Below are 26,317 nucleotides of genomic sequence, written 5' to 3' on the forward strand. Positions count from 1 at the left end.
CCATGAAAATTTTCAAGAACTTTCATGGGTTCCAATAAATTAGTACTATTATATCACATTTTAGCTGGATTGAGAAAAGAGTAACAAGCTATTCTCCACTCTCCAGTTCATCCATATCTTGTTCAAACTTTTTCTGAGCCCATTCTCCATAACTTTTAAGACCGAGATTGCCGATAAAAACCCAAGGAAGGTAAATCAGATAAGTAATGACCCAAGCAGATAAGTATTTAACGTTCAAAGGATTGTGCTGATAAATTTCTATGTTAAATTGATAATTCTGCAACATCAAAAGAGTCGTAATAGCGAGAGTTACCAGCAAACACCCTAAAATTGTAAAATGAAAACGACTATAGTAGGTCACTCCCAGATAACGGGCACGATTGAAAAAGAAGAAAATTCCTACTATCAGAGTATAGACTAGAAAATTCGGATTAAAAAGAGAGGGAGCTAATACAGCCACCAAATAGCTTAGAAGCACCAGTCCAATGAAGAGGGTAAAGGATTCCGCCCCAGCTTTATTGATTAGTTGTTCTTCTCTTTCGTCAAGTAATTGATAATGAATGAATTTAGTTACCATCTTCTTCCTCCCAAAATAGTTGGTCTAGGGTTTTCCCTAAACATCTGCAAATAGACTGGCAAAGCGAGAGACTGGGATTGTATTTTCCCGCCTCTATCAAACCAATAGTCTGGCGCGTCACCCCAACAGCCTCTGCCAGTTGACCTTGTGTTAAATCAAGCTCAACACGAGCTAATTTTAATTTTAAATTTTTAGCCACCTGCGTCCTCCTTATAGTTTTAATACTCATCTGCTCTTAAAAAATCCAAAACTATTACAAGCTGTCAGCTATTTGTTATAACCTCATTAATTAGCACTCCAATATTATCTTCAGCCTAAAATCAGTATGTTGGATTGTTTGAAATAAACTCCCTAGCTTGCTATTTGATTTTTTATTTAGTATTAGCTTTAGTAGAGTCTTTTAAACGAGTTTTGATTGCTTGTATTTCTTGTTTAGTTTAGTTACTTTCATATCACTATTATATAATGCTTTTAGAAATGAGTCTAGCATAAGACAAAAACGTGTGCATAGCAAGAGCAGGAGCATACAAAGATGACTGATTTTTTTACTGGATTTTAAGTCTGCAAAATAATCCTAAACGAAACTAAAATGAATACTCCTTACTTTTCTTGAGAGTGAAAAAATACAATAAAATGATTGTAGTGATTACCACAAGATACTGACTAATAGACATCGTATTTGAAGCAACAAATACAGGTAAGGAATAAAAAGGAAGAAGTTCAATTGCTTTGATAAACAAATCATTACTAGTATTCATCACAATCGTATTTAATATATTAGGGATAAAGAGTAGTAAAGCTACTAAAATACCAAATACCAAGCCACTTTTCAATTTGTATAAATAGAAAATGTAAGATAATAGAAAATAAAATAGGACTAACAAAATTGTATTGACTACAATGGCTGCTATAAAATCTAATCCTAAAGCACCTGGAACACCCAATTTACTTACGATGACTAGTAACACCATACCATTCAAAGCATAAATAATGGAAACTGAGATGGCATATAGAAAATTGGACAAAACGTAAATCATCCGATTTTTCTGTTGATTATAAAATAAACTGATCGTATTGTGGGAAAAATCCCTGCTAATAATTCGGTTAGCATGTATAACAGCCATTAACATACCGAGCATAGCATAAAAATTTGAAATATGCTTAATACCAAGTGATGTCCCTTGAGTCTTTAGAATAAAGAATGTAACCAATATCGGCGGTATAAACGAGATAACCAATCCGAGATATATTACGCCTGATGAATATAAATCTCTTATATTTTCCTTAAGAAAATTCAATTTATTTAATTTCATGATTATAACCTTCCTTTATTTTGAACGATTTAGATAAATATCTTTAAGCGTCTCTTTTTTAGTTTCAAAATCAACTACTTTAATAGAGTTTTCGTTAAAAAATTTAAAAAGCTCACTACTTTGAATATTCCCAGACATAGTAATTCTCAGTCCCTGTTCCTGAACAATATCCCCAAATTCTTGTTTGGTAATGAAAATGTCTCTATCTGTAGCTGATGAAAAAGCTATCTCAAACAAGCAATTATGACTATCTTTTCCTACTTTTTGAAATGTCAAAAGCCCGTTCTCCAAGAAAAGAACCCTCTCACAAATTTCTTCAATATCTTCTAATTTATGACTCGATATTAAAATTCCCACATTTTCATGTAAAGCTAAATTTTTTAGAACCGCTAAAACTATTTGTGATGATTCAATATCTAAACCATTAGTCGGTTCATCTAAAATTAATATATGAGGTTCCGTAACGAGAGTTAGAAGCAAAGCTAATTTTTGTTTTGTACCCAAAGAATAGGTCTTTACTTTTTTATTAATAGACTGAGTCAAATCTAACTCTTGGATCAAACTTCCAAATCTTTCTTGATTGTAGTCAACACCATATAAATTTGACAAATATTTTAAATTCTCTAAACCTGTTTTAGATAAAAATAATTTTGGTTCTTCGATTAAATACCCAACATTATCACTACTTATAATATTCCCTGAAGTCGGTTGATTATTCTGAACAAGAATTTTCATCAATGTACTCTTGCCAACTCCGTTTCTCCCTACTAGACCAACAATTTCACCCTTATTAAGTGCAAAATTTATATCTTTGAGAATGATTGAATGAGCATAATGCTTACTTACATTTATAACTTCCATTTTTTATTCCTCCATTAACATTCTTGGTTTTCTCTTTGATTCTCATTAATTTTAAAAAGTTGCGCCTCTTTTTAACAACATTATATCATATATCTAACTTAATGCAATATATAAATGTCATTTTGTAAAATTTTATTAACAAAAAACTCTCTACCACCTAAATGATAGAGAGTTTTCTGCTTATTCAATTTTCTCAAAACATCTACAGCATCGTAGGATTTCACATCTAATGTCTTAGCTACAATTGTATTGTCCTCAATATCGTCTAGAAAGACACAATTTGTAGGATTTTACTGGTATTTATCGAGACTTATGTCAAGTTCCCCTTTGCCTTATACTTTCATACTCACCTTACAAATCCTTTTGGTAATAAAATCTTTTTCCTGTGTAGGGATAGTCTTGCAAAGAAAAGACTTCCTTATAGCCATGTTTCTGATAAAAGTCCGGTGCCTGAAATTGGTAAGTATTGACAAAGGCAAAACGACAGTTTCGATTCTTAGCTTCACTTTCTGCCTGTTGCAATAGTTTTGAACCGATTCCTTGCCCTCTCAGTTCCTCTTTTACAAATAAATACTCGATTTCTAGCCAATTTCCAAAAGTCTCTGCTATCAAACCTGCCAGGAGATTGCCCTTTTCATCTTCGACATAAAGATTAAGTGGCTCACTTTCAGCTTCTTCTCTTTTTGAACGGTTATAAACACGAATCAGATTCCCTATTTCTTGTGATTTATGGGATTCCTTATTTTCCAATCTAAAGTACATCCAAATCTCCTCAAATACTGTTACAGCTTAATTATAGTCTTATTTCAATAGACTGTCAAACTAGCAAAAACCCACCAATCTAAGTTGATGAGTTTCAAATTTATTTTCTAAATTTCCACTGGCTATAAATCCCGAAACCGATAATCCAGATAGCTGAACCGATTGCTCCTACAAATGTAGACTCTTGTAAAAAGAGAGTTACAAAGACAAAGGCAAAGAAGAGCATGGTTAAGGGATTTAGGAAACGATAATGGGGCATGAGATAGCCGTCCGCCATAAAGTCCTGTGACTTGCGGTATTTAAGGTGAGCCACCATAATCAAGATATAAATCGCGATATAGACACCTGATGATGATGCCGTAATCAAGGCAAAGGCATCCGACACACCTGGCAAGATGTTGATAAAGGCTGCTAGGGCAATCAAGATTGCTGAGGCAATGATGGCATTTTGTGGCACGTTGTGGCGAGAGAGAGTATCTGCCTTAATTGCTTTTAGGAAGCGATTTGGCGAATCATGGGCAATCTGATACAAATGACGACCTGTTGAGTAGAGAGTTGAGTTAAGGGCAGATGCTGCTGACGTCAAGACGACAAAGTTAATCAAGGCTGCTGCCCACTTGACACCTGCCAATTCAAATACTGTAACAAAGGGAGAATCAGCCGATGCAAGTTCACGCCACGGAATGATAGCCATGATGGCTAAGAGAGCACCTCCATAGAAAAAGGCGATACGCAAAGGAATTTCCTTAACGGCTTTTGGCAAGACCTGACGTGGATTTTTTGTTTCTGAAGTCGTTACCCCGATAAACTCAATCATGAGATAGGCAAAGAAAACCATCTGGAAGGCCATGACAAAGTTAACTCCACCATTAGGAAATAGTGAGAAATTGTCGGCGATATTAGCCAAACTTGCTACTCCATGTGGTGTCTTAAAGCCTGTCAAGACCATAAAGACTCCTGTGGCAATCATAGCTAAAATAGCCACAATCTTGACCATAGCAAACCAAAACTCAACTTCCCCAAAAAGTTTCACCGCAATCAAATTGACCAAGGCTAGAATAGTCAAAAATCCAATCTCAATCATCCAACTTGGCCAGCTAGGGAACCAGAACTGAACATAGTGAGAGATAGCAGTGATTTCCGCCATACCGATAAAGACAACGGATAGCCAGTAAGACCAAACCGAGAAATAACCCCAGCCCTTACCTAAATGGCGCGTGATAAAGTTGATAAAGGTATGTTGCTCAGGGTCTTGGTAGAGCATTTCCCCAACCGCACGCATCATGAGGAACATGAATGCTCCCGTAATCATATAAATTAGTACAATAGAAGGACCTGTTAGGCTGATAGAGCGACCTGCTCCCAAAAAGAGTCCTGTTCCAATTGTTCCCGCAATGGCCATAACCTGCACGTGACGATTGGTCAGACCACGCTCCATCTTATTTTTTTTCTTCTTTGAACTCATAACGTCTCCAATTCAATTTAAAATGGAAAAAGGAGTGAGTGAAGCGCACTGCCTCCTCACTCCTTTTTTTTATTTTTAGGCTGTTTTTTCAACCTTCAAGATTTTTACATCATAGCTACCAACAGGTGTTTCAATAGTTGCTGTATCACCTGTTTTCTTACCAATCAAGGCTTGTCCAATTGGGCTTTCATTTGAAACCTTACCTGCAAAGGCATCCGCACCTGCTGAACCTACGATAATATAAACTTCTTCTTCGTCCTCACCAATTTCTTGAATAGTGACTGTTTTACCAATCGCCACTTCATCATCGGCAACTGAGTCGCTATTGACGATTTCAGCATAACGGATTTTTGTTTCCAAGCTAGAGATTTGTCCTTCAACAAAGGCTTGTTCATCCTTAGCCGCTTCGTATTCACTGTTTTCTGAAAGGTCACCATATGAACGAGCAATCTTTATGCGTTCTACCACTTCTGGTCGGCGGACCAATTTCAATTCTTCTAATTCTTTTTCAAGTTTTTCCTTTTCCGCAAGGGTCATAGGATATGTTTTTTCTGCCATTTTTCTCAACTTTCTTTCGATAGTATTGAATCTCTATCTGAGATTCTCATTTTTGTAGTCTTAGTTTGAACTACTATTTTGAGTAAGTTTGCTATTGACGTGCTCAGCTACATTACGATCATGTTCTTCCTGTGTCACTGCGTAATAGACTTTGCCATCTGTAACATTGGCTACAAAGTAGAGGTTCTCACTCTTTGTTTGGTTAATACTTGCTTCAATCGCGTCCTGACTTGGACTATCTACTGGACCAGGCATCAAACCAGGTTTGGTATAAACATTGTATGGTGAATTAATCGATGTGTCAATTCCAGCATCGTCTGCTAGGCTAATATTTTGACCAAGTTTCCCTTGGGCATACAAGATTGCAATATTGCTTTGAAGTGGCATACCAAGGTTCAAACGATTGTAGAAGACACCTGCAATCAACTTACGGTCTTCAGTCTTAGCACCTTCTTTTTCAACAAGTGAAGCAATTGTTAGCAATTCATTGACTGTCAAGTTTTTAGACTTAATTGCACTATAGTGCGGAGTCAAGGTCTTATCCATAGCTGCCAACATCTCATCAATCAAACTTTCAATAGTTGTGCTTTCCTTGATAGAGTATGTCGCTGGGAAGAGGAATCCTTCTAAACGATAACGAACTCCACTTTCTTTCGTTGGCAAGCTTTCGAGTAGGTTTGGATATTTAGCAACTTCTTGACTGATAAAGTTGTCATCTTGAACTTTAGCCAAAAAAGCTTCCGCTGTCAAAGGCTCTTTAAATTCACCTTGTAATTGGCCTACAGCTTGGGCGATTTGATCAATCGTATATCCTTCTGGAATCGTTAAATCTGCAAGTGAAGGTTCTTGAGGTTCAGGAGTACCACCTTTTTGGAGTTCCTTAATGATATCCTCTGTACTCATGCTCTTTTGCAAATTGTAATATCCAGCCTTCAAATCTGAATAATTCTTATATTTAGCATAAAAAGCAAAAATCACTCCGTGTTTAATCACACCAGAATTTTCAAGTGCTGAGCCAATTTCTTGGACATTGGCTCCTTCTGGGATTTGAACAGTTACATACTTCTTAGAATTAGCGTCAACTGGTAATAAAGATGACTGGACGTACTGATAACCGAAGTAGCCACCTGCCGAAATCAAGGCAAGGAAAATCAGTAGAGAAATGAAGAAAGCCTTCAAATGTGATTTTTTCTTCTTGACAGGTTTAACAGTCTCACGACGACTACGACTCGGAGTTTCAGAAATGACTTCAACAGCTTCCGTTTCCATAACTGGTTCTGGTTTTGTTACTTCTTTCTGAGGCTCTTTTTTAGCTTCAGTCTTATAAGAAACAGCTACTCTTGTTGGAGTTACGTTGAAATCTTCTTCGACCTTTTTTGGACGATTAGTCTCTGGCCCTGGAACCGGTCTTGATGGACTTGCCTCAACTGGTGAAGCTGGAACATCTTGACTAGGGTGACGAGGAGTAATCGGAGCTTCTACTCTCGATTCATCTGCCGGTGATGCAGGCATATCCTCACTAGGATGTTTTGGAACACGTGGTGCATTCTCCATAATTTTTTCAACAGCTGATAGGGATGCAACCATAACATCTTCATCTGCGAGTTTTGTTTCAGGGACAAATAGGGCTTCTTTTTTCTCTGCAAGTTCAGTGGTCTCTTGGCGAATCCCTTCATAACGTTTTACTTTTTCTAAATCACGTAAAATCTGCTCTTTAAAGCTTAATTTTTCATCTTCTCTTGACTTTTCACTCAAAAGTTTATCCTCCTCGTTGACAATCCATAATATTATATCTTAAAAACGAAAGAAAAGCAACCTAGCATGCTTTTCTAGCTGATTTTTTAGCTTCCCAGACCATATCATACCATGTTTCCCCTGCAAAGGTTGACTGGGACTGGCCTTCATTGATAAATCCATGTTTTTCGTAGTAAGTAATGAGATAGTCATGACAGGTTAGGTTAATGCCTTCTCTTTCGTGTTCAAGAGCTAGTTCTTTCAAAGCTGTTAGCAATTTCTGACCTAGTCCTATTCCCTGTGCCTCCTCGGCAATAGAAAGACAGGTCACAGAGATATAACCACCAGGCTCATGACTATAATCTTCTATCTCTTCTGTAAAGGACTGATCTTGCAGATGACGGTGGGAGCCAACTGGTCCTTCTATATACCCCATGATTCTACCTTCTTTTTCTGCAACCAGAAACGAGGTCTGAATTTCTCGCAAATGCGCCTCAAAAACAGAGCGAGGAATGGCTTCTTCAATCGAGAAATTTTCTAGTTCAATCTCAACGATACGATCCAAATCTTCTAATCTTGCTTTCCTAATTTCCATTTTGCCTCCTAAAAAAGAGATTAAACCAAATCATACTAAAACCTTGACTAGCTGCATAAAGCGAATCTGTCTCTTCTTCATCAATAAAACCGTTCATTTCAAAATAGGAAAGCAACTTATCCGGACTCTTCAAACGAATAGCTTTGTAATCCAGCTCAACTGCCACATCTTTCAAAGCCGCAAGAAGAAGCGTTCCCAAGCCCTGTCTCTGATGGTCAGCCTCGATGACTAAAGAATGTATTTCTAGACATTTCGGATTATGTGGGTAAGGACCACCTAGAACATAGCCCAGAAGCTGATTTTCATCCCTAGCTAGAAGAAAGGTATCCGCATACTTACGGATACTTTCTTCTAAAATATGGGAAGGTTGCTGCTTTTCAACTGGAAAAGATGTGGCCTGAAGTGTCTCTATCTCAGTCAAATCAGACTTACTTGCCTGAATGATCTTAATTGGAATTTCCATGAGAATAGCCTATTGAACATTGCTTGTCAAGTTGGACAAAAGACGTTCAAATGAGTATTCATAGGTTTGGATATCTCCTGCTCCCATAAAGACGTAAACAGCATTGTCATGGTCTAGGAGTGGAGAAACATTTTCAACAGTAATCACTTGGTGTTTCTTGTTAATTTTATTAGCTAGGTCTTCTACCTTAACATCTCCATGGTCTACTTCACGAGCGGATCCATAAATTTGGGCTAGATAAACAGCATCCGCTTGGTTCAAAGCGTGAGCAAATTCGTCCAACAAAGCAATGGTTCTTGTAAAAGTATGCGGTTGGAAGACTGCAACAATTTCCTTGCTTGGGTATTTCTGACGAGCTGCATCCAAGGTTGCAATGATTTCTGTTGGATGGTGGGCAAAGTCATCGATAATCACTGTGTCATTGACAATTTTCTCAGTGAAACGACGCTTAACACCGGCAAATGTTTTCAAGTGTTCACGCACCAAGTTCAAATCAAATCCTGCTGTGTAAAGAAGACCAATAACGGCTGTCGCATTCATGATATTGTGACGACCAAAGGTTGGAATGTGGAATTGTCCCAACTCTTGTCCACGGAAGTGAACCGTGAAGGTTGAACCAGTTGTTGAACGAAGAAGATCACTAGCTACAAAGTCATTACCTTCTGCTTCAAAACCATAATAATAAATAGGTGCATCAGACGTAATCTTACGCAATTCAGCATCTTCACCGTAGATAAACAAACCTTTGGTAATTTGTTTAGCATAGTCGTTAAAGGCATTGAAAACATCCTCTAGACTTGTAAAATAGTCTGGATGGTCAAAGTCAATGTTGGTGATAATAGAGTACTCTGGGTGGTAAGGCATGAAGTGACGCTCATATTCGTCAGATTCAAAAACAAAATATTTGGCATTGGCTGAACCACGACCGGTCCCGTCTCCAATCAAGAAGCTAGTATCCGTGATATGAGACAAGACATGAGACAACATACCTGTTGTTGAAGTTTTTCCGTGCGCTCCAGCAACTCCCATGCTAACAAAGTCGCGCATAAAGCTACCTAGGAACTCATGGTAGCGTTTGTAACTAATGCCATTTTGGTCCGCATAGGCAATTTCGACGTTGTTATCTGGACGAAAGGCATTTCCAGCGATGATTTCCATATCACCGTCTAGATTCTTTTCATCAAAAGGAAGAATGGTAATTCCTGCCTGCTCAAGACCACGTTGAGTAAAGTAGTACTTTTCAACATCTGAACCCTGTACCTTATGCCCCATTTGGTGCAACATCAAGGCCAAGGCACTCATCCCTGATCCCTTAATTCCGATAAAATGATATGTCTTTGGCATGTTTTCTCCCCTATTCTGTAATTCTGGTCAGATTCAACTCTTGGGCAACCCGACGTTCTTGTTCTTTTTGTTGATTCTTTTTATTGTAGATTTGGCTCTTCTTTAGAAAATCATAGTTGTTTTTCTTTGGGTTTGAAGTTTCTTTTGGCTCAGCTTGAGTCGAAATATTGCTAACTTCTTCCGCCAAGATGTAATGAGACTGGGTCAATTTTTGACTATATTTAACAAATTCACCAGGATTTTCCTTTTGGAAAGGCGCGGTAGGTTGATTGCCCTGTCTAACCAGACTTGGCTGAGAATGGCGTCTTGTAGGAGTAATATCCTTAGTCAGATAACTTGCTGATCGTTTCTTTTTCAAATCCGCACGCGCTTCTTCACGCGCCACCTCCGCATAGCTCTTTCCTTCTTTTTTAACTCCTAAACCAGCCTTCTTAGGTTTCTCTACTGGCTTTTCAATCGGTTTTGCTGGTTTTTCTTCAGTAATAGGGGCCCACTCCAGATAATTCTTATCACGGTATTCTCCCTTGATATTACTGATAAAGTCAGATTCATCATAGAGGTCCATAACCGGCATCTCAGTCAGTATAACCTCATCATCTGACACCAATGGAAATCGTTCTTCTCTCATTTTCTATTTCCTTTCAACACTTCATTATAGCGTATTGTCTTGATTTTTCAAGTGCTGGCTTCAGAAATTCCCAAAATTTCTCTAATTTCTGCCAGGGTCAGACTGCCACGTGACTCTGTGCCGTCCAATACTTGTGACACCAGATGTCTCTTCTGTTCTTGGAGTTCCTGAATTTTTTCTTCAATGGTTCCCTTGGTCACTAAGCGATAAACCTCAACCGTTTCTTCCTGACCCATCCGATGGGCACGGCCAATAGCTTGCGCTTCCACCGCAGGATTCCACCAAAGGTCAACCAAGATAACCGTATCAGCACCTGTCAGGTTCAAACCGACACCACCAGCCTTAAGAGAAATCAAAAAGGCATCTCTTTCCCCTTGGTTAAAGGCCTTGGTCATGTCTTGTCTTTCCTTGGCTGGGGTTGAACCCGTAATTTTAAAGGAAGTCAATCCCAAGTCTGGCAGTTCTTGTTCAATTTTCTCCAACATTCCCTTGAACTGCGAGAAAATCAAGACACGGTGTCCGCCGTCTGCCACCTGTACCAGCAGATCTCGGAGACTATCCAGTTTGCCACTGGCTCCCTGATAATCCTCCATAAAGAGGGCAGGGGTGTCACAGATTTGACGCAAGCGCATCAGACCAGACAAGATTTCCACACGACTTCGCTGAAATTCCTGATCCGATACTTGAGCCAATCTATCTCTCATCTGTTGCAACTGGGCTAGGTAGATAGCCTTTTGCTGGTCTTCCAGTTCATTCTTATAAACTACTTCAATCAAATCTGGCAATTCAGTCAGAACTTCTTCTTTCTTGCGCCTCATAACGAAAGGCTTGATAAACTGAGCTACGCGCTCAGCTGGCAATTTCATAAATTCTTTCTTGCTTGGCAGAAGTCCTGGCATGACGATTTGGAAAATAGACCACAACTCACCCAGATGGTTTTCAATAGGAGTTCCTGAAAGAGCAAAAACTGACGGCACCACAAATTGTCTCAAGGTCTGAGCAATCTTGGTCTGGGCATTTTTCATAACCTGAGCTTCATCTAAGAAAAGGAAGTCAAAGGCCATCCCCTGATAAAGCTCACTGTCCTGACGGAAGGTAGCATAGCTCGTCACATAGATTTGATGGCTTTCAGTAAGAATCTCTTCACGACTAGCTTTCAAACCATGAACAACAGCCACATCCAACTGTGGGGCAAATTTCTGAAACTCATCTGCCCAGTTGTAAATCAAACCTGACGGAGCCAGAATCAAAACCCGACTTTCTTTTGTCACTTGACTGGTCAAAAAAGCAATGGTCTGAAGGGTTTTTCCCAATCCCATATCATCAGCTAAAATCCCACCAAAACCATAATGATGGAGCATTTGCAGCCATCCGATTCCCTTTTCCTGATAGTCTCGCAAGTCAGCCTTAACCTGAGTTACTTGCAAAGGAAAGTCCTCTGGATGCGTCAAATCGTGGGCCAGATTCTGGAATTCTTGTGAAAAAGAAACACGGTCACGCCCTTCAAAGAGATGAGCTAAACTATAAGCCAAGGATTTTCGAGCCTGCAAGGCCCCATCTTTTAATTCAAGCTGCCCCAGTTCCTGTAGATTTTGGCGAATTTTCTTGGTTTCTTCATCGAAAAAGTAGACTTGATTGGACGAATCAATGTAAAAATCCTTATTGGCAACCAAGGCCTGCATGGCTTGGTCGATTTCCTCTTGGGCAATATCTTGAAAATCAAACTGAATTTCCAAGAGACCTCCCTTGGAAGCAATCTGCACTTGAGGGCTTGCTAGACTATAAAGCTCTTCTAACTTGTCTGATAGGTCAACATGCCCGAGTTTTTCAAAGACTGGAATGATTTCATGGAAGAAATGATAAACAGACTCTGTTTTTAAGGCCTGACGCCAAGATTGAAAATCTGCTTCAAAGCCAGCTGCCAAACAGACTTGAAAAACTCTTTCTTCTAAGTCAGCATCACTCGAAAAAGGTAATTCTTCTAGCTCTTGTCGGCTAGATACCTGTCTATTTCCATAATCAAACTGAATTTCTAAACGAATCCGATTATCTTCTTCCCTATCAAAGTAAAAAGAGGGTGTAAAAGTTTTGATTTGTAGACGTTCTGGAGCTGAAACGGTCCCCATCTGGCTAAAAAGAGTTAAACAAGAAGCCAACTTATCTCGGTCACTACTATCAAATTGCAGGTATTTCTTTCCATGTTGATCCAAAGGCAGCGCTTTGATTTCCTTGAGAAGGCACATCTGCTGGTCTGTTAGAAAATAAACCTGTCCTTTATGGAAAAGCACAGCTCCCTGATAAAAGACATTAACCCTTGGACTCTCACCGATTTCCATTTCAAAATAATCTGAGTATTCTGTTACTGTAAAGGCAAATAGATTAGCATCCGCATGCATATCCTGAAAAAGTAGAGTCTGGTAGCTATCCACTTGATGGTCAAATTGAAAATGGGGCAAGGTCATCAGTAAATTCACACCCTGCTCAAAAAAAGTCAGAGGGAAAAAGAGATGCCGACCTTGGTTTTGGAAAAAAAGCTCTGGACTAAGTCCTTCCTCCATTAGTCCGCCTAAGAAAGTCAGAAGCTCTTGACTTTCCTCATTAAAGGCTTCCCAAGATAGAGACTCCTCATAAGTTTTACCAATCATATAAGGTTTTCTCTTCTCGACGACTTTTAAAAAGAGTGGAATATCCCGAATAACGTAGTATTTTTGGCTATTGATTTGCCCGATTCTCAGAGTCCACAAGATATGATTGCTTCCTGCTTCCACCTGACCCACAGCTGACAACTCATAGGTTCGGTCTGATTTTGGAGATAAGATTCGTTCCAAAAATTTGCCGCCCAAGGTCACCTTGGTTTCAACGGCCTCTTTTTCCTCATGACCTTCTTCCAGACTTTGCAAGATTTCCTGACCACGCTCATCATTTTTCAGAAAATGCTCCAGAGCTGCCAAATGCACACAGTAGCCCCTCTTTTGGAAAAAATCGCAGGCACAAAAAACCAAATCATCCTCTAAACTATAGCGCAGTTCTTCTTCTGCAACGCGAGCGTAGAGCCGATTGTTCTTTTCCTTGATAATGTCAACCTTACCAGTTTCATAAAGGGCAACGCCTTCGATACGGACTTTCCCCGGAATCAATTTAGCCATATTTTTACCTTTACCTTATCTTTTTATTATACCATATTTTCCCCTATGAAAATAGCCTTCTAAGGATACTTTTCTCCTAGAAGGCTGGATTTTTAAAGTTTACCAAAAGTCGTCACAATCCGCTGACACACTTCTTGCAGCAGGGATTTAGGCATGGCTACATTGAGACGGGCATGGAGACTTCCTTCCTCCCCAAAATCCAAACCACGGTTGAGGATAACCTTGGCTTCATTTCTCAAAAGCTCTTGTAATGTTTCATCAGTCAGGTCATAGGCTGAAAAATCAAGCCAAATCAAGTAGGTTCCTTGCGGTTTCATGACCTTGATTTTAGTCTCTTTTCCAAATAAATCTACCACATAATTAATATGGTCTTCAAAGACTTGCTTGAGTTCCTCTAACCAATCTTTACCGTATCGATAGGCAGCTTCTGTCGCCAAATAACCCAAGCCTGAAATTTCATGCTGGTTATTGGCCAACTGGCGTTTCTGGTAAGCCACTCGCAACTTAGGATTTTCAATAACTGCATATGAATTTTTTGTTCCAGCAATATTAAAGGTTTTAGTGGCACTAGTCAAGACGATAGCAAATTCTTTAAAGTCAGGATTGATGGTATTGAAGGAATGATGCTTGTGACCAAAGAGGGCCAAATCTTGGTGAATCTCATCTGAAACCAAGAAAACACCGTGTTTTTGGCAGAGTTGGCCAATCTTCTCCAACACTTCCTTTTCCCAAACACGTCCACCAGGATTGTGAGGGTTGCAAAGAATATAAAGTTTGACATCCTCTTCTACCAAATCCTTTTCAAGTCGGTCAAAGTCAATCTCAAACAGACCATCCTTTTCCACCAAAGAATTGGTAATCAATCTACGGTTATTCAACTTGACACTGCGTGCAAAGGGTGGATAGACAGGTGTGTTAATCAAAACCGCATCGCCTTCTTTTGTAAAGGCTTGAATAGCTGTTGAGATGGCCGGCACCACACCCTCGATAAAGACAAGAGCCTCTTTGTCAAAGTGGTAATCGTGTTGTGTGGCTTCCCACTTTTGAACTTCCTTAATTAACTCTTCACTGGCATAGGTATAGCCATAAACCAGTTGATCAGCGTAAGTCTGCACGGCTTGGCGGATTTCAGGCAAGACTACAAAGTCCATATCCGCTATCCAAGCTGATAGGACTTCACTATCTGTTTCTGCTTCTTTCCATTTATAGGTATGGTGCCCTAAACGATTGGGCAGGCTTGTAAAATCATATTTTCCCATCTTTGTCTTATCCTTCCAAGGCTTGGCGCAAATCTGCAATCAAATCTCTAGCATCCTCAATCCCAATCGACAAACGCAAGAGGTCATCTGTTAAACCATAAGAGTGGCGCACTTCTGCTGGAATATCAGCGTGAGTTTGCGTCGTTGGATAAGTAATGAGACTTTCTACCCCACCCAAACTTTCCGCAAAAGAGAAGACCTTAAGACTGTTCAAAATGTGAGGAATGCGTGTTTCATCGGCTACTTTAAAGGAAATCATGCCTCCACGACCAGTGTAGAGAACTTCCTTAACTGCTGGGGAATCCTTCAAAAAGGCAACCACTTCTTGGGCGTTAGCTGTTGAGCGCTCCATACGAAGAGACAAGGTCTTGAGACCACGAATCAATTGATAACTGTCAAATGGAGACAAGACTGCCCCTGTCGTATTGAGATTGTAAAAGAGTTTCTCGTATAGTTCTAAACTATTGGTCACAACCACTCCAGCCAAGACATCATTGTGGCCTGCTAGATACTTGGTTGCTGAATGGAGAACGATATCAGCTCCATCTTCAATCGGACGTTGGTAAATAGGGCTGTAGAAGGTATTGTCCACCACCACTTTGGCACCCTTAGCATGAGCCAGTTTTGCTAGTTTTTCGATATCAAATTCCAACATCAAAGGATTGGTTGGCGTTTCGATATAGAGGACATCCACGTCTTTTTCTAACTCGGCAATCAGCTCTTCTTCTGTATTGGCATAAGTAAAATGGAAACGGCCTTCCTGCTCCACTTGATTGAACCAGCGGAAAGAACCACCATAAAGGTCACGGACAGCCAAGACCTTACTACCTACTGGAAAGACACTAAAGGCCAGTACAATAGCTGACATACCTGAGCTAGTCGCTAGGGCATAGTCTGCGGACTCAATAGCCGCCAAGACTTCTTCTGCCTTACTGCGAGTTGGGTTTTTAGTACGTGTATAGTCAAACCCAGTAGATCGACCAAACTCTGGATGCTGATAGGTCGTTGAAAAATGAAGCGGTGTCACCAAGGCTCCTGTTGCTTCATCTGACTTAATACCCGCCTGGGCCAAAATTGTGTTAATGTGTAATTCCTTGCTCATACAATTCCTCCAAATCTATAGTAACTATTGTACCACTTATTTTCATCAACTCATTTTCTTCTTTTCAAGAGCTGGTTATAGTTTTAAACTATAGACTTATACTCTTCGAAAATCTCTTCAAACCACGTCAGCGTCGCCTTACCGTACTCAAGTACAGCTTGCGGCTAGCTTCCTAGTTTGCTCTTTGATTTTCATTGAGTACTAACTAGTAAAGCTAAAAAGAATCCAGAAAAGCTTCCAAATTCTTTTGTGACAATGATTGCTAGGGTTTACTGTGAACGAAAGAAAGCCTGTTGGGCTAAATAGTCATAATGCTCTTTGTTAAATTGATACTGGCCCACATGCTGACTAACCTGACCGACATCCACGGAAAAAATATAGGCTTCATTTTGATAGTTCCAGTTCAGCCTAACTGTATTCAAGACTGGCTTATAAGTAAAATCTTGAACTTGATTCCAAGGCATCTCTACGACTTGATTAGAATGATTTTCAGTTACATCACTGATGTCCATCAAGTAGATACCCATAGGTGTAAAGGCCAGAATCTTAGGCTTCACACTCGACTGAACATAGTAACTACCTCCTATAATGAAAAAATCAACAAAGGATTTCAACCATGTCTTTTTCTTAAAGACCATCAGAAAATTCTTTTGTCCCTCGATATGACAAGTTGAGAGAAATGATGCAATCTGTTTTTCTGTTGCAAACTCCATAATAGCGCCCATGATACTACCTCCATAGCTATTAGTAAATAGGCAAATAAGAACTCTTCACATAAAAGAAGAACTTATCATTTGTTGCGTTATATCTTACTTTTATAGTAGATGGCATCCCTCCTATAAAATCAATTTAATCTATGTATGCTTCAACTAGCTATGAGAGCCCTTCTAAAATAGCTTCTCACAACTTTTATCATACTTATTATATCATATTCCTAATAAATAATCTAAAAGTGTAAGAACTTTTCTTCCAAATTTGTCGTCATTCTATTAAAAAACGACAGCTTCCTTGGAAACCATCGTTTTTCTTGAAAAACCCTTATTTGACATGTTTTGCCAATTCTTCTTGGGCTTTTTTATTGGATTCTTCTTTTTCTTTCAGCCATTTTTCTTTAGCTTTTTCATATTCGTCTTTTGTAACTGTCTTATCTTGTAATTTGAGGTATTTATATGATTCAACTCCTTTATTACCAGCCAGTGAATATGGTGTTGAGAAAGGAACGATTTTTCTCAATGTTGGTGTTCCACCCAGTGAAACGTTTGGAATTGCTAGAGAGCTATCTACTAACCAAGCTTGGGCATCTGCATATTTTTCATAACGTTTAGCTGGATCTTGCTCCTTATTGGCTTCTTCCAACATTTGAGTATAGACATCTAGCCCAACAGCCTTGGCCTTATCATTGGCTTCACCTGGTTCTAAACCTAGATTTTGCAACACTCCACCAGAATTAATATTAAAAATATCAAGGTAGCTTGATGGATCTTGATAGTCTGCGCTCCAGCCACCGTTGTAAAGATCATAATCCTTCTGAGCTGCAGTCTGAGCTAAATAGCTTGTATTATCAAAGTCTTCAGTAGAGAGTTGGTGAACATCAATCACAACATTATCTGCCCCCAAGACAGATTCAATTGATTGTTTCATGGAATTGATTCCTTGAATTTCTGCCTTATTGGTCAAATCTACAGTTTTATCTAAGTGGATAGGGAATTGAACTCCTTTAGCTTGGAGTTCTTTCTTAGCTTCAGCAAATTTAGCCTTGGCTTTGTCAGGATTGTAGTATGGATCTTGGGCATCTGCAAAGTTAATTCCTTGCCATTCCTTACCGTAGTTAACCATCTTAGAGGCTACTACTTCACCAAAGTCTTTGCCATTGATACTTACGAAGTTTGGAGGAACGACTAGGTTACGCAAAATCTTAGTTGCACCATCCTCTCCTTGGGATTGAGCCCCGTAAGCTGTACGGTCATAGGCAAAGTTAATGGCTTGACGGAAGTTTTTATTAAGAACCGCTTCCTGAGTCGATTTCTTTTCAGCATCACTTGTCTTGGAAGTGAATTTATAAGATTTTCTATCTAGGTTAAAGTTTAAAAAGTAAGAAGTAGCATCTTGCAAGCTATAGATGATATTGTCCTTATTCTTTTCTTTAATCCCTTCAAAGCTTGAACTATTTGGATAAAGACGAGCATAACTATAGGCCCCCTCGACAAAGTTACGAGCTAGTGCATCTTGGTCACTACCATCATAATAGGCCAATTTCACATCATCTACAAAGACATTTTTAGCATCCCAGTAGTTCGGATTTTTCTTGAATTCAATAACAGATTTTGAAACAAAGGATTTCATCAAGAACGGTCCATTGTACAATATGCTAGATGGGTCTACCTTCCCAAAATCATCCCCTTTTGATTTCAAGAAATCAGCGTTAACAGGGAAGAGAATGGTTGATGTTGTTTTTGAATTCCAGTAAGATTCTGGTCGTGTCAAGGTATATTGAACAGTTTGGTCATCAATCGCCTTAACACCTACAGTTGAAAAGTCAGTTGTTTTCCCGTTGATATAGTCATCCAAACCAGCAACAGAGTCTTGAACTAGGTACAAGGCTTCTGATTTTTTATCAGCTGCATACTTAAGACCAGTTATAAAATCTTGAGCAATTACAGGAGCATATTCATCTCCATCTGCAGTATACCACTTAATATCCTTACGAAGTTTGTAGGTATAGGTCAAACCGTCTTGAGAAACACTCCAATCCTCTGCCAAGGATGGAACATAGTTCCCGTATTGGTCATTTTCCATAAGACCATCTACCAGATTGGTCACAATATCATTTGTTGTTGCACGGTTTTCTGCTAGATAGTTCAAACTAGACGGATCACTTGAATAAACATAATTATATGTTTTTGACCCTGTGCTAGAATTTCCACAGGCACTTAACAAAATACCTGCACTTAACACGACACCTGCAAGTGTTGCATACTTGGCCTTAGACTTTTTCATCTCCAGAACCTCCTGATTTAAATATTTGTCTTATTATACATTACAGGTTTTATTTAGTCAATAGTTTTTTAAGTAAAATTTAAGAAAAATTAAATTACTATCTACAAATTATAAAAAATATAATACAAATTAATAAAAAAGAGAATAGTTCAAGCATTTCATGATAGAAATGTTCAAATTATCCCTTTTATTTATAAATGTTTTTTTAAGTTAACTTTAATTTGATTCGTAAGCGATCTGCTTGAGCTTTTCCAATCACCTTATCCAACAAACGGGTACGGAGACTCATGATTCCATAAACTCCTCCACCCATGGCACCGACAAGGGCTACATATAGGAAACTCCACAAACGTCCACTTGGTTGGAAGACAAATCCTAAAATCCACTGCAATGTCCCAACTACTAGAAACATGAAAAGAGTTAACAAACTGATTAAAATGGTTCGTTTCAAAATCACCTTGCGCTTAACACCAGTTACCTTGCAAATGTCCCGATACATCAAAACATTAGGAATGATGAGACCGATGGTTGTTGAAATCAAAGGCCCATAACTGTGGAAGAGAGCGATGGTTGGAAGTTGCAAGACTAGCTTGGCAATAGAACCATAGATAAAATAGAGAACTGCCTTGCGGTTGCGGAACATGGCCTGAAGCATTGGAGACAAGACCATGTACAAGCCTAAAATAGTAGACTGCAAAACTGCAAAGACAAACAAGCCCATAGCCAAACTATCTGGCTTGCCATAGAAGACAGTATAGAGAGGTTCTCCTACCATAACCACTCCAACCGTTGCTGGCAGTAGGAATAAGAAAAGCATGGTAATACTGTCCTGAACGAGACGAGAAGCTGCTCTCAAATCCCCCTTGACATAGTTTTCCGTCAAGAGTGGCAAGCCTACACTACCAATTGAAACCCCAACAGAAATCAAAATCATAGTAATTTTATTAGGATTGGCTGAGAAATAAGAAAACATGACAACCAAGTCTTCATTGCTATAATTGGTAAACCAGCTCATACTATTGATAAAGGTCATCTGGTCCAGAATCTGGAAAAGTTGGATGGCAGAGCCTGTCAAGATAAAAGGAATAGCTTCCTTAATGGTATCGACCAAGAGACGCTTGCTATTAATCTTATCTCCTGTTTCAAGAACTCTTTTAAGTAATCCTTCTTTAGCAAGGAAATAGATCAAAACTGCAAAACTGGCTACCATGCCGACAAAGGCAGCAAAGGTTGATTGGGTAACCGCTGCTAGATAATCTCCTGAACCCATTTTCATAATCATGAAGGTAGCTAGAAGCATCCAGATAACACGAATGACCTGCTCAGCGATTTGACTCATGGCATAAGGTTTGAGATTATTCATCCCTTGGAAGAAGCCTCGGATCACACTCATAGAAGGGAAAATCAAGACCGCCCAAGCCAAGCTCTGCATGATTGGGATCAAGTCTTTACCCACACCCGACAAGTCTGCTAACCAAGGAGCAAAGACATACAAGACTAAAGCAAAGACCAGACCTAGTCCCGTCATAAAGCCTAAAAAGCTCCGAATCAGTGCAAAGCTGTGCTCTTCTTCTCGCATGGTATTGTACTTAGCCACTTGCTTGGCCACCGCAACTGGAATCCCCGCTGTTGAAACCAGCAAGAACCAGGCATAGATATTGTAACCCATGGTAAAGAGACCATTGGCCGTAGCTGCATAAGACCCCATCCAGATATACCAGGGGATAATATAAATAGCCCCAAGCAGGCGACTGATAAAGTTACTAGCCGTTAACCAAGCAGTCCCCCGTAACATCTGGGCCTGCTGGTGATTGTTTTCGTTAGACATAGATTCCTCATTTAATTTTAATAACTAGGAAAAATTCCTCATCTTCCATTATAAACTTTTCCTTGTCACTTGTAAATTTACGACTTTCGGTTTACAATAGAAAGTATGATTAAGATTGAAACCGTATTAGATATTTTAAAAAAAGATGGTCTCTTCCGTGAGATTATCGACCAAGGACATTATCACTACAACTACAGCCATGTCGTATTTGACACCATCTGTTATGACAGCCGCAAGGCCAAAGAGAAGAGCCTCTTTTTCGTCAAGGGTGCTGCCTTTAAGAAGGAATTCCTGATTTCTGCCATCTCTCAAGGCCTCGGTTGGTATGTGGCTGAAAAAGATTATGAGGTTGGTATTCCTGCTATTATCGTCAGCGATATCAAGAAAGCCATGAGTTTGGTAGCTATGGAATTTTATGGAAATCCACAGGAAAAACTCAAACTCCTTGCCTTTACTGGTACTAAGGGTAAAACAACAGCAGCCTATTTCGCTTATAACATCTTATCTCAAGGGCATCGACCTGCAATGTTGTCGACTATGAATACAACTCTAGATGGCAAGAATTTCTTTAAGTCTACATTGACAACCCCTGAGAGTATTGACCTCTTTGACATGATGAATCAGGCTGTGCAAAATGACCGTACCCACCTCATCATGGAAGTATCCAGTCAGGCCTATCTAGTCAAACGTGTCTATGGCCTAACCTTTGATGTGGGAGTTTTCCTCAATATCAGCCCAGACCATATCGGCCCGATTGAACACCCTAGCTTTGAAGACTACTTCTACCACAAGCGTCTCTTGATGAAAAATAGCCGAGCAGTCATCATTAACAGTGACATGGACCACTTCTCTGTACTAAAAGAACAGGTGGAAGATCAAGATCATGATTTCTACGGTAGCCAGTCTGATAACCAAATCGAGAATTCCAAAGCCTTTGGCTTTTCAGCTACGGGTAAACTCGTTGGAGATTATGATATTCAACTCATTGGCCACTTCAACCAAGAAAATGCCGTTGCTGCTGGACTTGCTTGCCTTCGTCTCGGAGCTAGTCTTGAGGACATCAAAAAAGGAATCGCTGCAACCCGTGTTCCTGGTCGTATGGAAGTCCTCACTCAGAAAAACGGAGCCAAGGTTTTCATCGACTACGCCCACAATGGTGACAGTCTCAAAAAACTAATCAATGTTGTAGAGACTCATCAAACAGGAAAGATTGCCCTGGTCTTAGGTTCGACAGGAAACAAGGGAGAAAGCCGTCGTAAGGACTTTGGCCTCCTCCTCAATCAACATCCTGAGATTCAAGTTTTTCTGACTGCTGATGACCCTAACTATGAAGACCCAATGACCATTGCAGATGAAATTAGTAGCTACATCAATCATCCTGTTGAAAAAATTGCGGATCGCCAAGAAGCCATCAAGGCAGCTATGGCTATCACAAATCACGAATTAGATGCTGTCATTATTGCTGGTAAGGGAGCCGATTGCTACCAAATCGTCCAAGGCAAGAAAGAAGCCTATCCAGGAGATGCAGCCGTCGCAGAACGTTATCTATAAAAAAAATCAAGGGAACTATTCCCTTGATTTTTTTAGTCTTCTTTCTTAAATGAATTTTTAAGACCTTCAACGGCACCTTCTACAGCACCTTTAACGTCTTCAACTACTTCTTTTGCCTTAGCAACTGTCTTTTCTACAGCGCCTTCTGCTTCAGTCTTGCTATCTCCAGTAACTTTACCAAATCCTTCTTTGATAGAGCCTGTTGCTTGTTCCAATTTGTTTTCAAGTGACATATGATTGTCTCCTTTAATTTTATTCCGATATGTGTTACCGGTTACATATAGTTTATACCGAATACTAAGGAAAGTCAAATAATGTGCTCAGAAACAAAAAATCAGGCCAAGTAGAAAGTTAATCTTTCCTTATCCAAATCGATAGCCAACTCATACTTTCCATCTTCATTTTGGACAATATAACCTAGGACAACTAAACTGTCCACAAAGATGTCACGACGTTTCTGCATAAGCTGATCTTTTTTGAGAAATTTTAGCAAAAAAGTTGTCATGTATTTGAGAGCATACTCAGGATTGACATCTCCCAAAATGTCATAGAGTTCCTGCTGTTTTTCTGTCAAAGGATACTGATGTTTGACCTTGTAGAAATAATTGGACAGGGTCATTTTTGATCTCGCAAAGTCCGTCTTTTCAACTAAAATAGCTGCATTGGTTTGATTTCGTAATTCTGTCTCAAAACTCTGATCCAACAAGGCTGGATAGACCGGACTAGCTTCGCTGACAAAAATCTCTTGATCCAGTTCAAGACTATCGAGTGATTCAAGCATAGGAAGATTAAGGTAATAACGCTTATTTTCTCGTAGAATCAAGCCTGCCTTTATATACTCTTCCATGAGTTTATCAACTGCTATATCTGGAAATTGAGCCTTAATTTCTCGCAAAATAACATCCTCATGCTGGTCCAGATAGCGGATCAATTCTCTAAAAAATGGCTGTCTTGTCAAACGAGATGGATTAAAAATCTGAATCATGAAGATTCCTTTCTTTACATTCTAACAGAGGCGATGCTGCCAACTGACTAGGATTGGTCCCAGCTTGGTTCAAAGGGACAGGTAGGCCTAGTTCTCTATAATACTCTCTCCAAAAATCACTAATCTCCTGCTCCCCATCCCCAAATTTCATAGGTATGGTTTCAAAAATCGGTAGGATTTCTGCCATGTACTGGGAACAGTAAAAACCTTCTCCATCTGGATAGAAAGAAGCATTGTAGGGTGCTCCTAGATATTTGCAAGCTTTTTCCTTCACAGACTGGATATCCATTTCTGGGTAAACATAGAGGTCGTACAAGTGATTGGACTCAAAGAAGTCTGCCGGTTCTTGACAGACAACACCAGTCTGTCCACTAGCGTGGTAAATCATCCCATCCAAACAAATCGCAACATGGTTATAGTTGCCTGTGGAAGTCTGGATGGCCTGCCCCATATCTGACTCATCTCTCACAAAAATCAAATCGCCATTTTCTAACATGCTTCACTCCTAGAAAAAAAGGAGCCGAAACTCCTTTCGATATAATTCAAACTAGCCTGTTCTAATTTGAATTAACACTCAAAATCTTAAGCATTAAAGCTTTCAGTCAATTGAGGTACCACTTGTTTCTTACGTGAAACAGCACCAGCAAGGAAGGCGTGGTTATTTTCAAGTTTGAAGTTGAAAGCCGCTTCGACCTTGCCCATATTAGCACCAAGAGCTAGGATTTCTGAGTTTGAGTTGACGATATCTGTAATCATCAAGACAAAGTCAGAATAACCATTTGCTGCGTTAGCGGCTTGCATTGCAGCTTCAATTTCTGCTTGGCGTTCCAAAACTTCAGCGATATCAACTGTGTTTACTTGAGCAACACGGACATTATTTCCGTTGAGTTCAAAAGTCTTAGCATCGATATCAATCAATTCTTCAGCAGATTTGCTAGCCAAGTTGGTACCAGCTTTCAACATAGCCAAACCATACTCTTCCAAGTTTACACCAGCCAATTCAGCCAATTCAGGAGCAATAACCTTATCTGTTGGGTGTGTTGTTGGTGATTTCAAAAGAAGGGTATCTGAAATCAAACCTGAAAGCATCAAACCAGCAATCTCTTTAGGAACAGCTACACCATGTTCTTTGAACATACGGTAAACGATTGAAGACGCTGATCCAACTGGCTCCAAACGCATGTAGAGTGGGCTTGCAGTTTCAAAGTTAGCCACACGGTGGTGGTCTACAACACCATAAACTTCTACTTCAGCGATATCTGATACAGATTGTTGGAATTCATTGTGGTCAGTCAGGATAACTTGCTCTGCTCCTTCTGCTTTAGCAGAAGTGATAACACGCGGTGCTTCCACACCAAAATAGTTCAAGACAAAGGCTGTTTCTTCATTTGGAGTTCCAAGGGCAACAGCTTCCGTATCCAAACCGTAAGCTTCTTTTGCAAGGTAGGCAAAGGCTACAGATGACCCGATGGCATCTGAGTCTGGATTTTGGTGACCAAATACTAGAATCTTAGACATGATAATACCTCATTTTGTTTATTCTCTTTATTGTAGCATTTTTTTCGCTTTTTGACAAAAGTAAGAGGAGTCAAAGGGCTCCTCACGATTCTTCAAAATAACTGATACTCTTCGAAAATCAAATTCAAACCACGTCAGCTTCGCCTTGCCGTACTCAAGTACTGTCTACGGCTAGCTTCCTAGTTTGCTCCTTGATTTTCATTGAGTATGAGTAAATTTCTATCTTGATTTTCAGATAAAAATCTTTCCTTCTGTGGCCTCTTCTTAAGCTTGAGAAGGGCTTCAGCCGACATGGCTTCTTCCTTACTGGCAAAACCTTGAGCATAGATAAGTTTGACTGGCAAGCGTGCTCGTGTATATTTGGCTCCCTTCCCACTATTGTGGACAGCGAGGCGTCTTCTCACATCAGTCGTATAGCCTGTATAGTAGGATCCGTCACGACACTCCAGCACGTACATATAAGCCTTATGATCCATAATAAATCTCTTCGAGTTCCAGCGTATAAGAGCCATCATCATTGTGCACAATGAGAGGTGGTAAGACCTTAAAGCCACTTTTCGAGCCATCCTTGATAGCCTCAATCAAAAGCATATTGGCTTCCTTTTCTCTTTTTGGATAAACAAACTGCAGGCGCTTAGGAGCTAGATTATGCCGTTGTAAGCTGTCCAAGATATCTAAAAGTCGATCAGGACGATGAACCATGGCCAAACGCCCATTAGACTTGAGAATACTCTGGGCACTACGACAGATTTCCTGCAAATTGGTCGTGATTTCATGTCGCGCCAAGAGATAATGTTCGCTCTCGTTCAAGTTTGAATGAGGATCCACCTTGAAATAGGGTGGATTACACAAAATCATATCCACCTTACTTCCCTGGATGTAAGTAGGCATATTTTTCAAATCATCACAGATGACCTCCATCTGCTCTTCTAAACCATTCAAACGGACAGAGCGTTCAGCCATATCCGCCAAACGCTCCTGAATCTCAACAGCCAAAATCTGTGCCTGAGTCCGAGTGCTAGCAAATAGCCCCACCGCTCCATTTCCAGCGCAAAAATCCACTATCAAGCCCTTCTTAGGAAAACGTGGAAAACGTGACAAGAGAACACTATCCACCGAATAGCTAAAAACCTCTCTATTTTGAATGATTTTGATATCTGTCGAAAAGAGCTGGTTAATGCGCTCCCCTGATTTTAATAATTGTTCTTCTTCCATGGTCCTATTATAGCAAATTCATATTAACATTACAAAAGATAGAAATTTCTAACTAGTGCTTCTGCTTCTTCAAATGTTGAAGGGCTTCCTTGGTCCAAATTGGCATCATTCGTTTAAGAGGCGCAAAGCCGTAGTTAAAACGGTCGCTTGAAAAGCGTCTCCGTCTCGGAAACTGGTGCTTTTCTTCCTCCAAAGTGCGGATAGAAAGACTAGCTTTCCCTGTAAATTCATCTAAATCCACTACTTGAACCTGAACCTCTTCATCGACTTTCAAGGCTTCTTGGATATTTTCAATAAAGCCTGTCCGAATCTCTGAAATGTGAATCAGCCCCGTATCACCCGTCTCTAGCTCAACAAAGGCACCGTAGGGCTGAATCCCTGTAATACGGCCCTTTAGCTTATCACCGATTTTCATC

At 39.7% G+C, this 26,317-nt stretch carries 26 protein-coding genes; 1 reads left to right on the forward strand and 25 read right to left on the reverse strand.

Annotated elements, in window-relative coordinates:
* Positions 1–88: 88 nt before the first annotated feature.
* The 18 genes from QM956_RS08460 to QM956_RS08545 form a co-directional block, all read right to left on the reverse strand.
* Positions 89–577 (reverse strand): DUF6773 family protein, encoded by a 489-nt coding sequence (locus QM956_RS08460; protein WP_261015952.1) that lies wholly within the window; start codon positions 575–577, stop codon positions 89–91.
* Positions 567–776: a helix-turn-helix transcriptional regulator gene (locus tag QM956_RS08465; RefSeq protein WP_173875948.1), complete on the reverse strand. Its 210-nt coding sequence runs from the start codon at positions 774–776 to the stop codon at positions 567–569. The genes QM956_RS08460 and QM956_RS08465 overlap by 11 nt, the downstream gene beginning before the upstream one ends.
* A gap of 385 nt (positions 777–1,161) precedes the next feature.
* The gene (locus tag QM956_RS08470) at positions 1,162–1,890 is read right to left on the reverse strand and encodes a hypothetical protein (RefSeq protein ID WP_414302427.1); all 729 of its coding nucleotides are present in this window, start codon (positions 1,888–1,890) and stop codon (positions 1,162–1,164) included.
* Between the two features lie 15 nt (positions 1,891–1,905).
* Positions 1,906–2,751, reverse strand: coding sequence for an ABC transporter ATP-binding protein (locus QM956_RS08475; RefSeq protein WP_414302428.1), 846 nt, complete (start codon positions 2,749–2,751; stop codon positions 1,906–1,908).
* Between the two features lie 351 nt (positions 2,752–3,102).
* Positions 3,103–3,513: a GNAT family N-acetyltransferase gene (locus tag QM956_RS08480; protein WP_414302429.1), complete on the reverse strand. Its 411-nt coding sequence runs from the start codon at positions 3,511–3,513 to the stop codon at positions 3,103–3,105.
* Positions 3,514–3,613: 100 nt separating this feature from the next.
* Positions 3,614–4,978 (reverse strand): amino acid permease, encoded by a 1,365-nt coding sequence (locus tag QM956_RS08485; RefSeq protein ID WP_060627822.1) that lies wholly within the window; start codon positions 4,976–4,978, stop codon positions 3,614–3,616.
* Positions 4,979–5,053: 75 nt separating this feature from the next.
* Entirely contained in the window at positions 5,054–5,536 is a 483-nt protein-coding gene (gene greA / locus QM956_RS08490; protein WP_000818748.1) for a transcription elongation factor GreA, read from the reverse strand.
* A gap of 60 nt (positions 5,537–5,596) precedes the next feature.
* Complete coding sequence (gene mltG, locus QM956_RS08495; RefSeq protein ID WP_261022936.1) at positions 5,597–7,291, reverse strand: endolytic transglycosylase MltG; 1,695 nt, start codon at positions 7,289–7,291, stop codon at positions 5,597–5,599.
* A gap of 61 nt (positions 7,292–7,352) precedes the next feature.
* A complete protein-coding gene (locus tag QM956_RS08500) occupies positions 7,353–7,865 on the reverse strand; it encodes a GNAT family N-acetyltransferase (protein ID WP_261022938.1) in 513 nt (170 codons plus the stop codon).
* A complete protein-coding gene (locus QM956_RS08505) occupies positions 7,855–8,328 on the reverse strand; it encodes a GNAT family N-acetyltransferase (protein ID WP_261057172.1) in 474 nt (157 codons plus the stop codon). Before QM956_RS08505 ends, QM956_RS08500 begins: the two co-directional genes overlap by 11 nt.
* A 9-nt stretch (positions 8,329–8,337) precedes the next feature.
* Positions 8,338–9,672, reverse strand: a complete 1,335-nt coding sequence (murC, locus tag QM956_RS08510) for a UDP-N-acetylmuramate--L-alanine ligase (RefSeq protein WP_414302430.1) — start codon at positions 9,670–9,672, stop codon at positions 8,338–8,340.
* Positions 9,673–9,682: 10 nt separating this feature from the next.
* Positions 9,683–10,300: a divisome accessory protein ZapJ gene (locus tag QM956_RS08515; RefSeq protein WP_261022944.1), complete on the reverse strand. Its 618-nt coding sequence runs from the start codon at positions 10,298–10,300 to the stop codon at positions 9,683–9,685.
* A gap of 47 nt (positions 10,301–10,347) precedes the next feature.
* Positions 10,348–13,446, reverse strand: coding sequence for a pilus expression-regulating Snf2 family helicase (locus QM956_RS08520; RefSeq protein ID WP_414302431.1), 3,099 nt, complete (start codon positions 13,444–13,446; stop codon positions 10,348–10,350).
* Between the two features lie 92 nt (positions 13,447–13,538).
* Complete coding sequence (locus QM956_RS08525) at positions 13,539–14,705, reverse strand: MalY/PatB family protein (protein ID WP_414302432.1); 1,167 nt, start codon at positions 14,703–14,705, stop codon at positions 13,539–13,541.
* Positions 14,706–14,712: 7 nt separating this feature from the next.
* A complete protein-coding gene (locus tag QM956_RS08530) occupies positions 14,713–15,807 on the reverse strand; it encodes a cystathionine gamma-synthase (protein ID WP_153224094.1) in 1,095 nt (364 codons plus the stop codon).
* A gap of 269 nt (positions 15,808–16,076) precedes the next feature.
* A complete protein-coding gene (locus tag QM956_RS08535; protein ID WP_414302433.1) occupies positions 16,077–16,532 on the reverse strand; it encodes a hypothetical protein in 456 nt (151 codons plus the stop codon).
* A gap of 313 nt (positions 16,533–16,845) precedes the next feature.
* A complete protein-coding gene (locus QM956_RS08540; RefSeq protein WP_414302434.1) occupies positions 16,846–18,804 on the reverse strand; it encodes a peptide ABC transporter substrate-binding protein in 1,959 nt (652 codons plus the stop codon).
* A 205-nt stretch (positions 18,805–19,009) separates the two neighbouring features.
* A complete protein-coding gene (locus QM956_RS08545) occupies positions 19,010–20,632 on the reverse strand; it encodes a putative polysaccharide biosynthesis protein (protein WP_414302435.1) in 1,623 nt (540 codons plus the stop codon).
* 105 nt (positions 20,633–20,737) lie between these two features.
* Between QM956_RS08545 and QM956_RS08550 the strand changes: the two genes are divergently transcribed.
* Entirely contained in the window at positions 20,738–22,183 is a 1,446-nt protein-coding gene (locus QM956_RS08550; protein ID WP_414302436.1) for a UDP-N-acetylmuramoyl-L-alanyl-D-glutamate--L-lysine ligase, read from the forward strand.
* Positions 22,184–22,215: 32 nt separating this feature from the next.
* Here QM956_RS08550 and QM956_RS08555 read toward each other — a convergent pair whose 3' ends face one another.
* The 7 genes from QM956_RS08555 to QM956_RS08585 form a co-directional block, all read right to left on the reverse strand.
* Complete coding sequence (locus tag QM956_RS08555; RefSeq protein ID WP_084886964.1) at positions 22,216–22,416, reverse strand: CsbD family protein; 201 nt, start codon at positions 22,414–22,416, stop codon at positions 22,216–22,218.
* A 101-nt stretch (positions 22,417–22,517) separates the two neighbouring features.
* A complete protein-coding gene (locus QM956_RS08560; RefSeq protein ID WP_080890743.1) occupies positions 22,518–23,168 on the reverse strand; it encodes a DUF1803 domain-containing protein in 651 nt (216 codons plus the stop codon).
* Complete coding sequence (locus QM956_RS08565) at positions 23,152–23,664, reverse strand: YiiX/YebB-like N1pC/P60 family cysteine hydrolase (RefSeq protein WP_045612053.1); 513 nt, start codon at positions 23,662–23,664, stop codon at positions 23,152–23,154. Before QM956_RS08565 ends, QM956_RS08560 begins: the two co-directional genes overlap by 17 nt.
* An 86-nt stretch (positions 23,665–23,750) precedes the next feature.
* The gene (locus QM956_RS08570; RefSeq protein WP_045612055.1) at positions 23,751–24,686 is read right to left on the reverse strand and encodes a manganese-dependent inorganic pyrophosphatase; all 936 of its coding nucleotides are present in this window, start codon (positions 24,684–24,686) and stop codon (positions 23,751–23,753) included.
* Positions 24,687–24,865: 179 nt separating this feature from the next.
* Positions 24,866–25,162 (reverse strand): GIY-YIG nuclease family protein, encoded by a 297-nt coding sequence (locus tag QM956_RS08575; protein WP_033685375.1) that lies wholly within the window; start codon positions 25,160–25,162, stop codon positions 24,866–24,868.
* The gene (locus QM956_RS08580) at positions 25,152–25,901 is read right to left on the reverse strand and encodes a tRNA1(Val) (adenine(37)-N6)-methyltransferase (protein ID WP_261022980.1); all 750 of its coding nucleotides are present in this window, start codon (positions 25,899–25,901) and stop codon (positions 25,152–25,154) included. Before QM956_RS08580 ends, QM956_RS08575 begins: the two co-directional genes overlap by 11 nt.
* A gap of 52 nt (positions 25,902–25,953) precedes the next feature.
* Complete coding sequence (locus QM956_RS08585; protein WP_000689604.1) at positions 25,954–26,316, reverse strand: S1 RNA-binding domain-containing protein; 363 nt, start codon at positions 26,314–26,316, stop codon at positions 25,954–25,956.
* Between the last annotated feature and the right edge of the window lies 1 nt (position 26,317).

It is taken from the genome of Streptococcus mitis, from assembly GCF_047460035.1.
Classification (GTDB): domain Bacteria; phylum Bacillota; class Bacilli; order Lactobacillales; family Streptococcaceae; genus Streptococcus; species Streptococcus mitis_DW.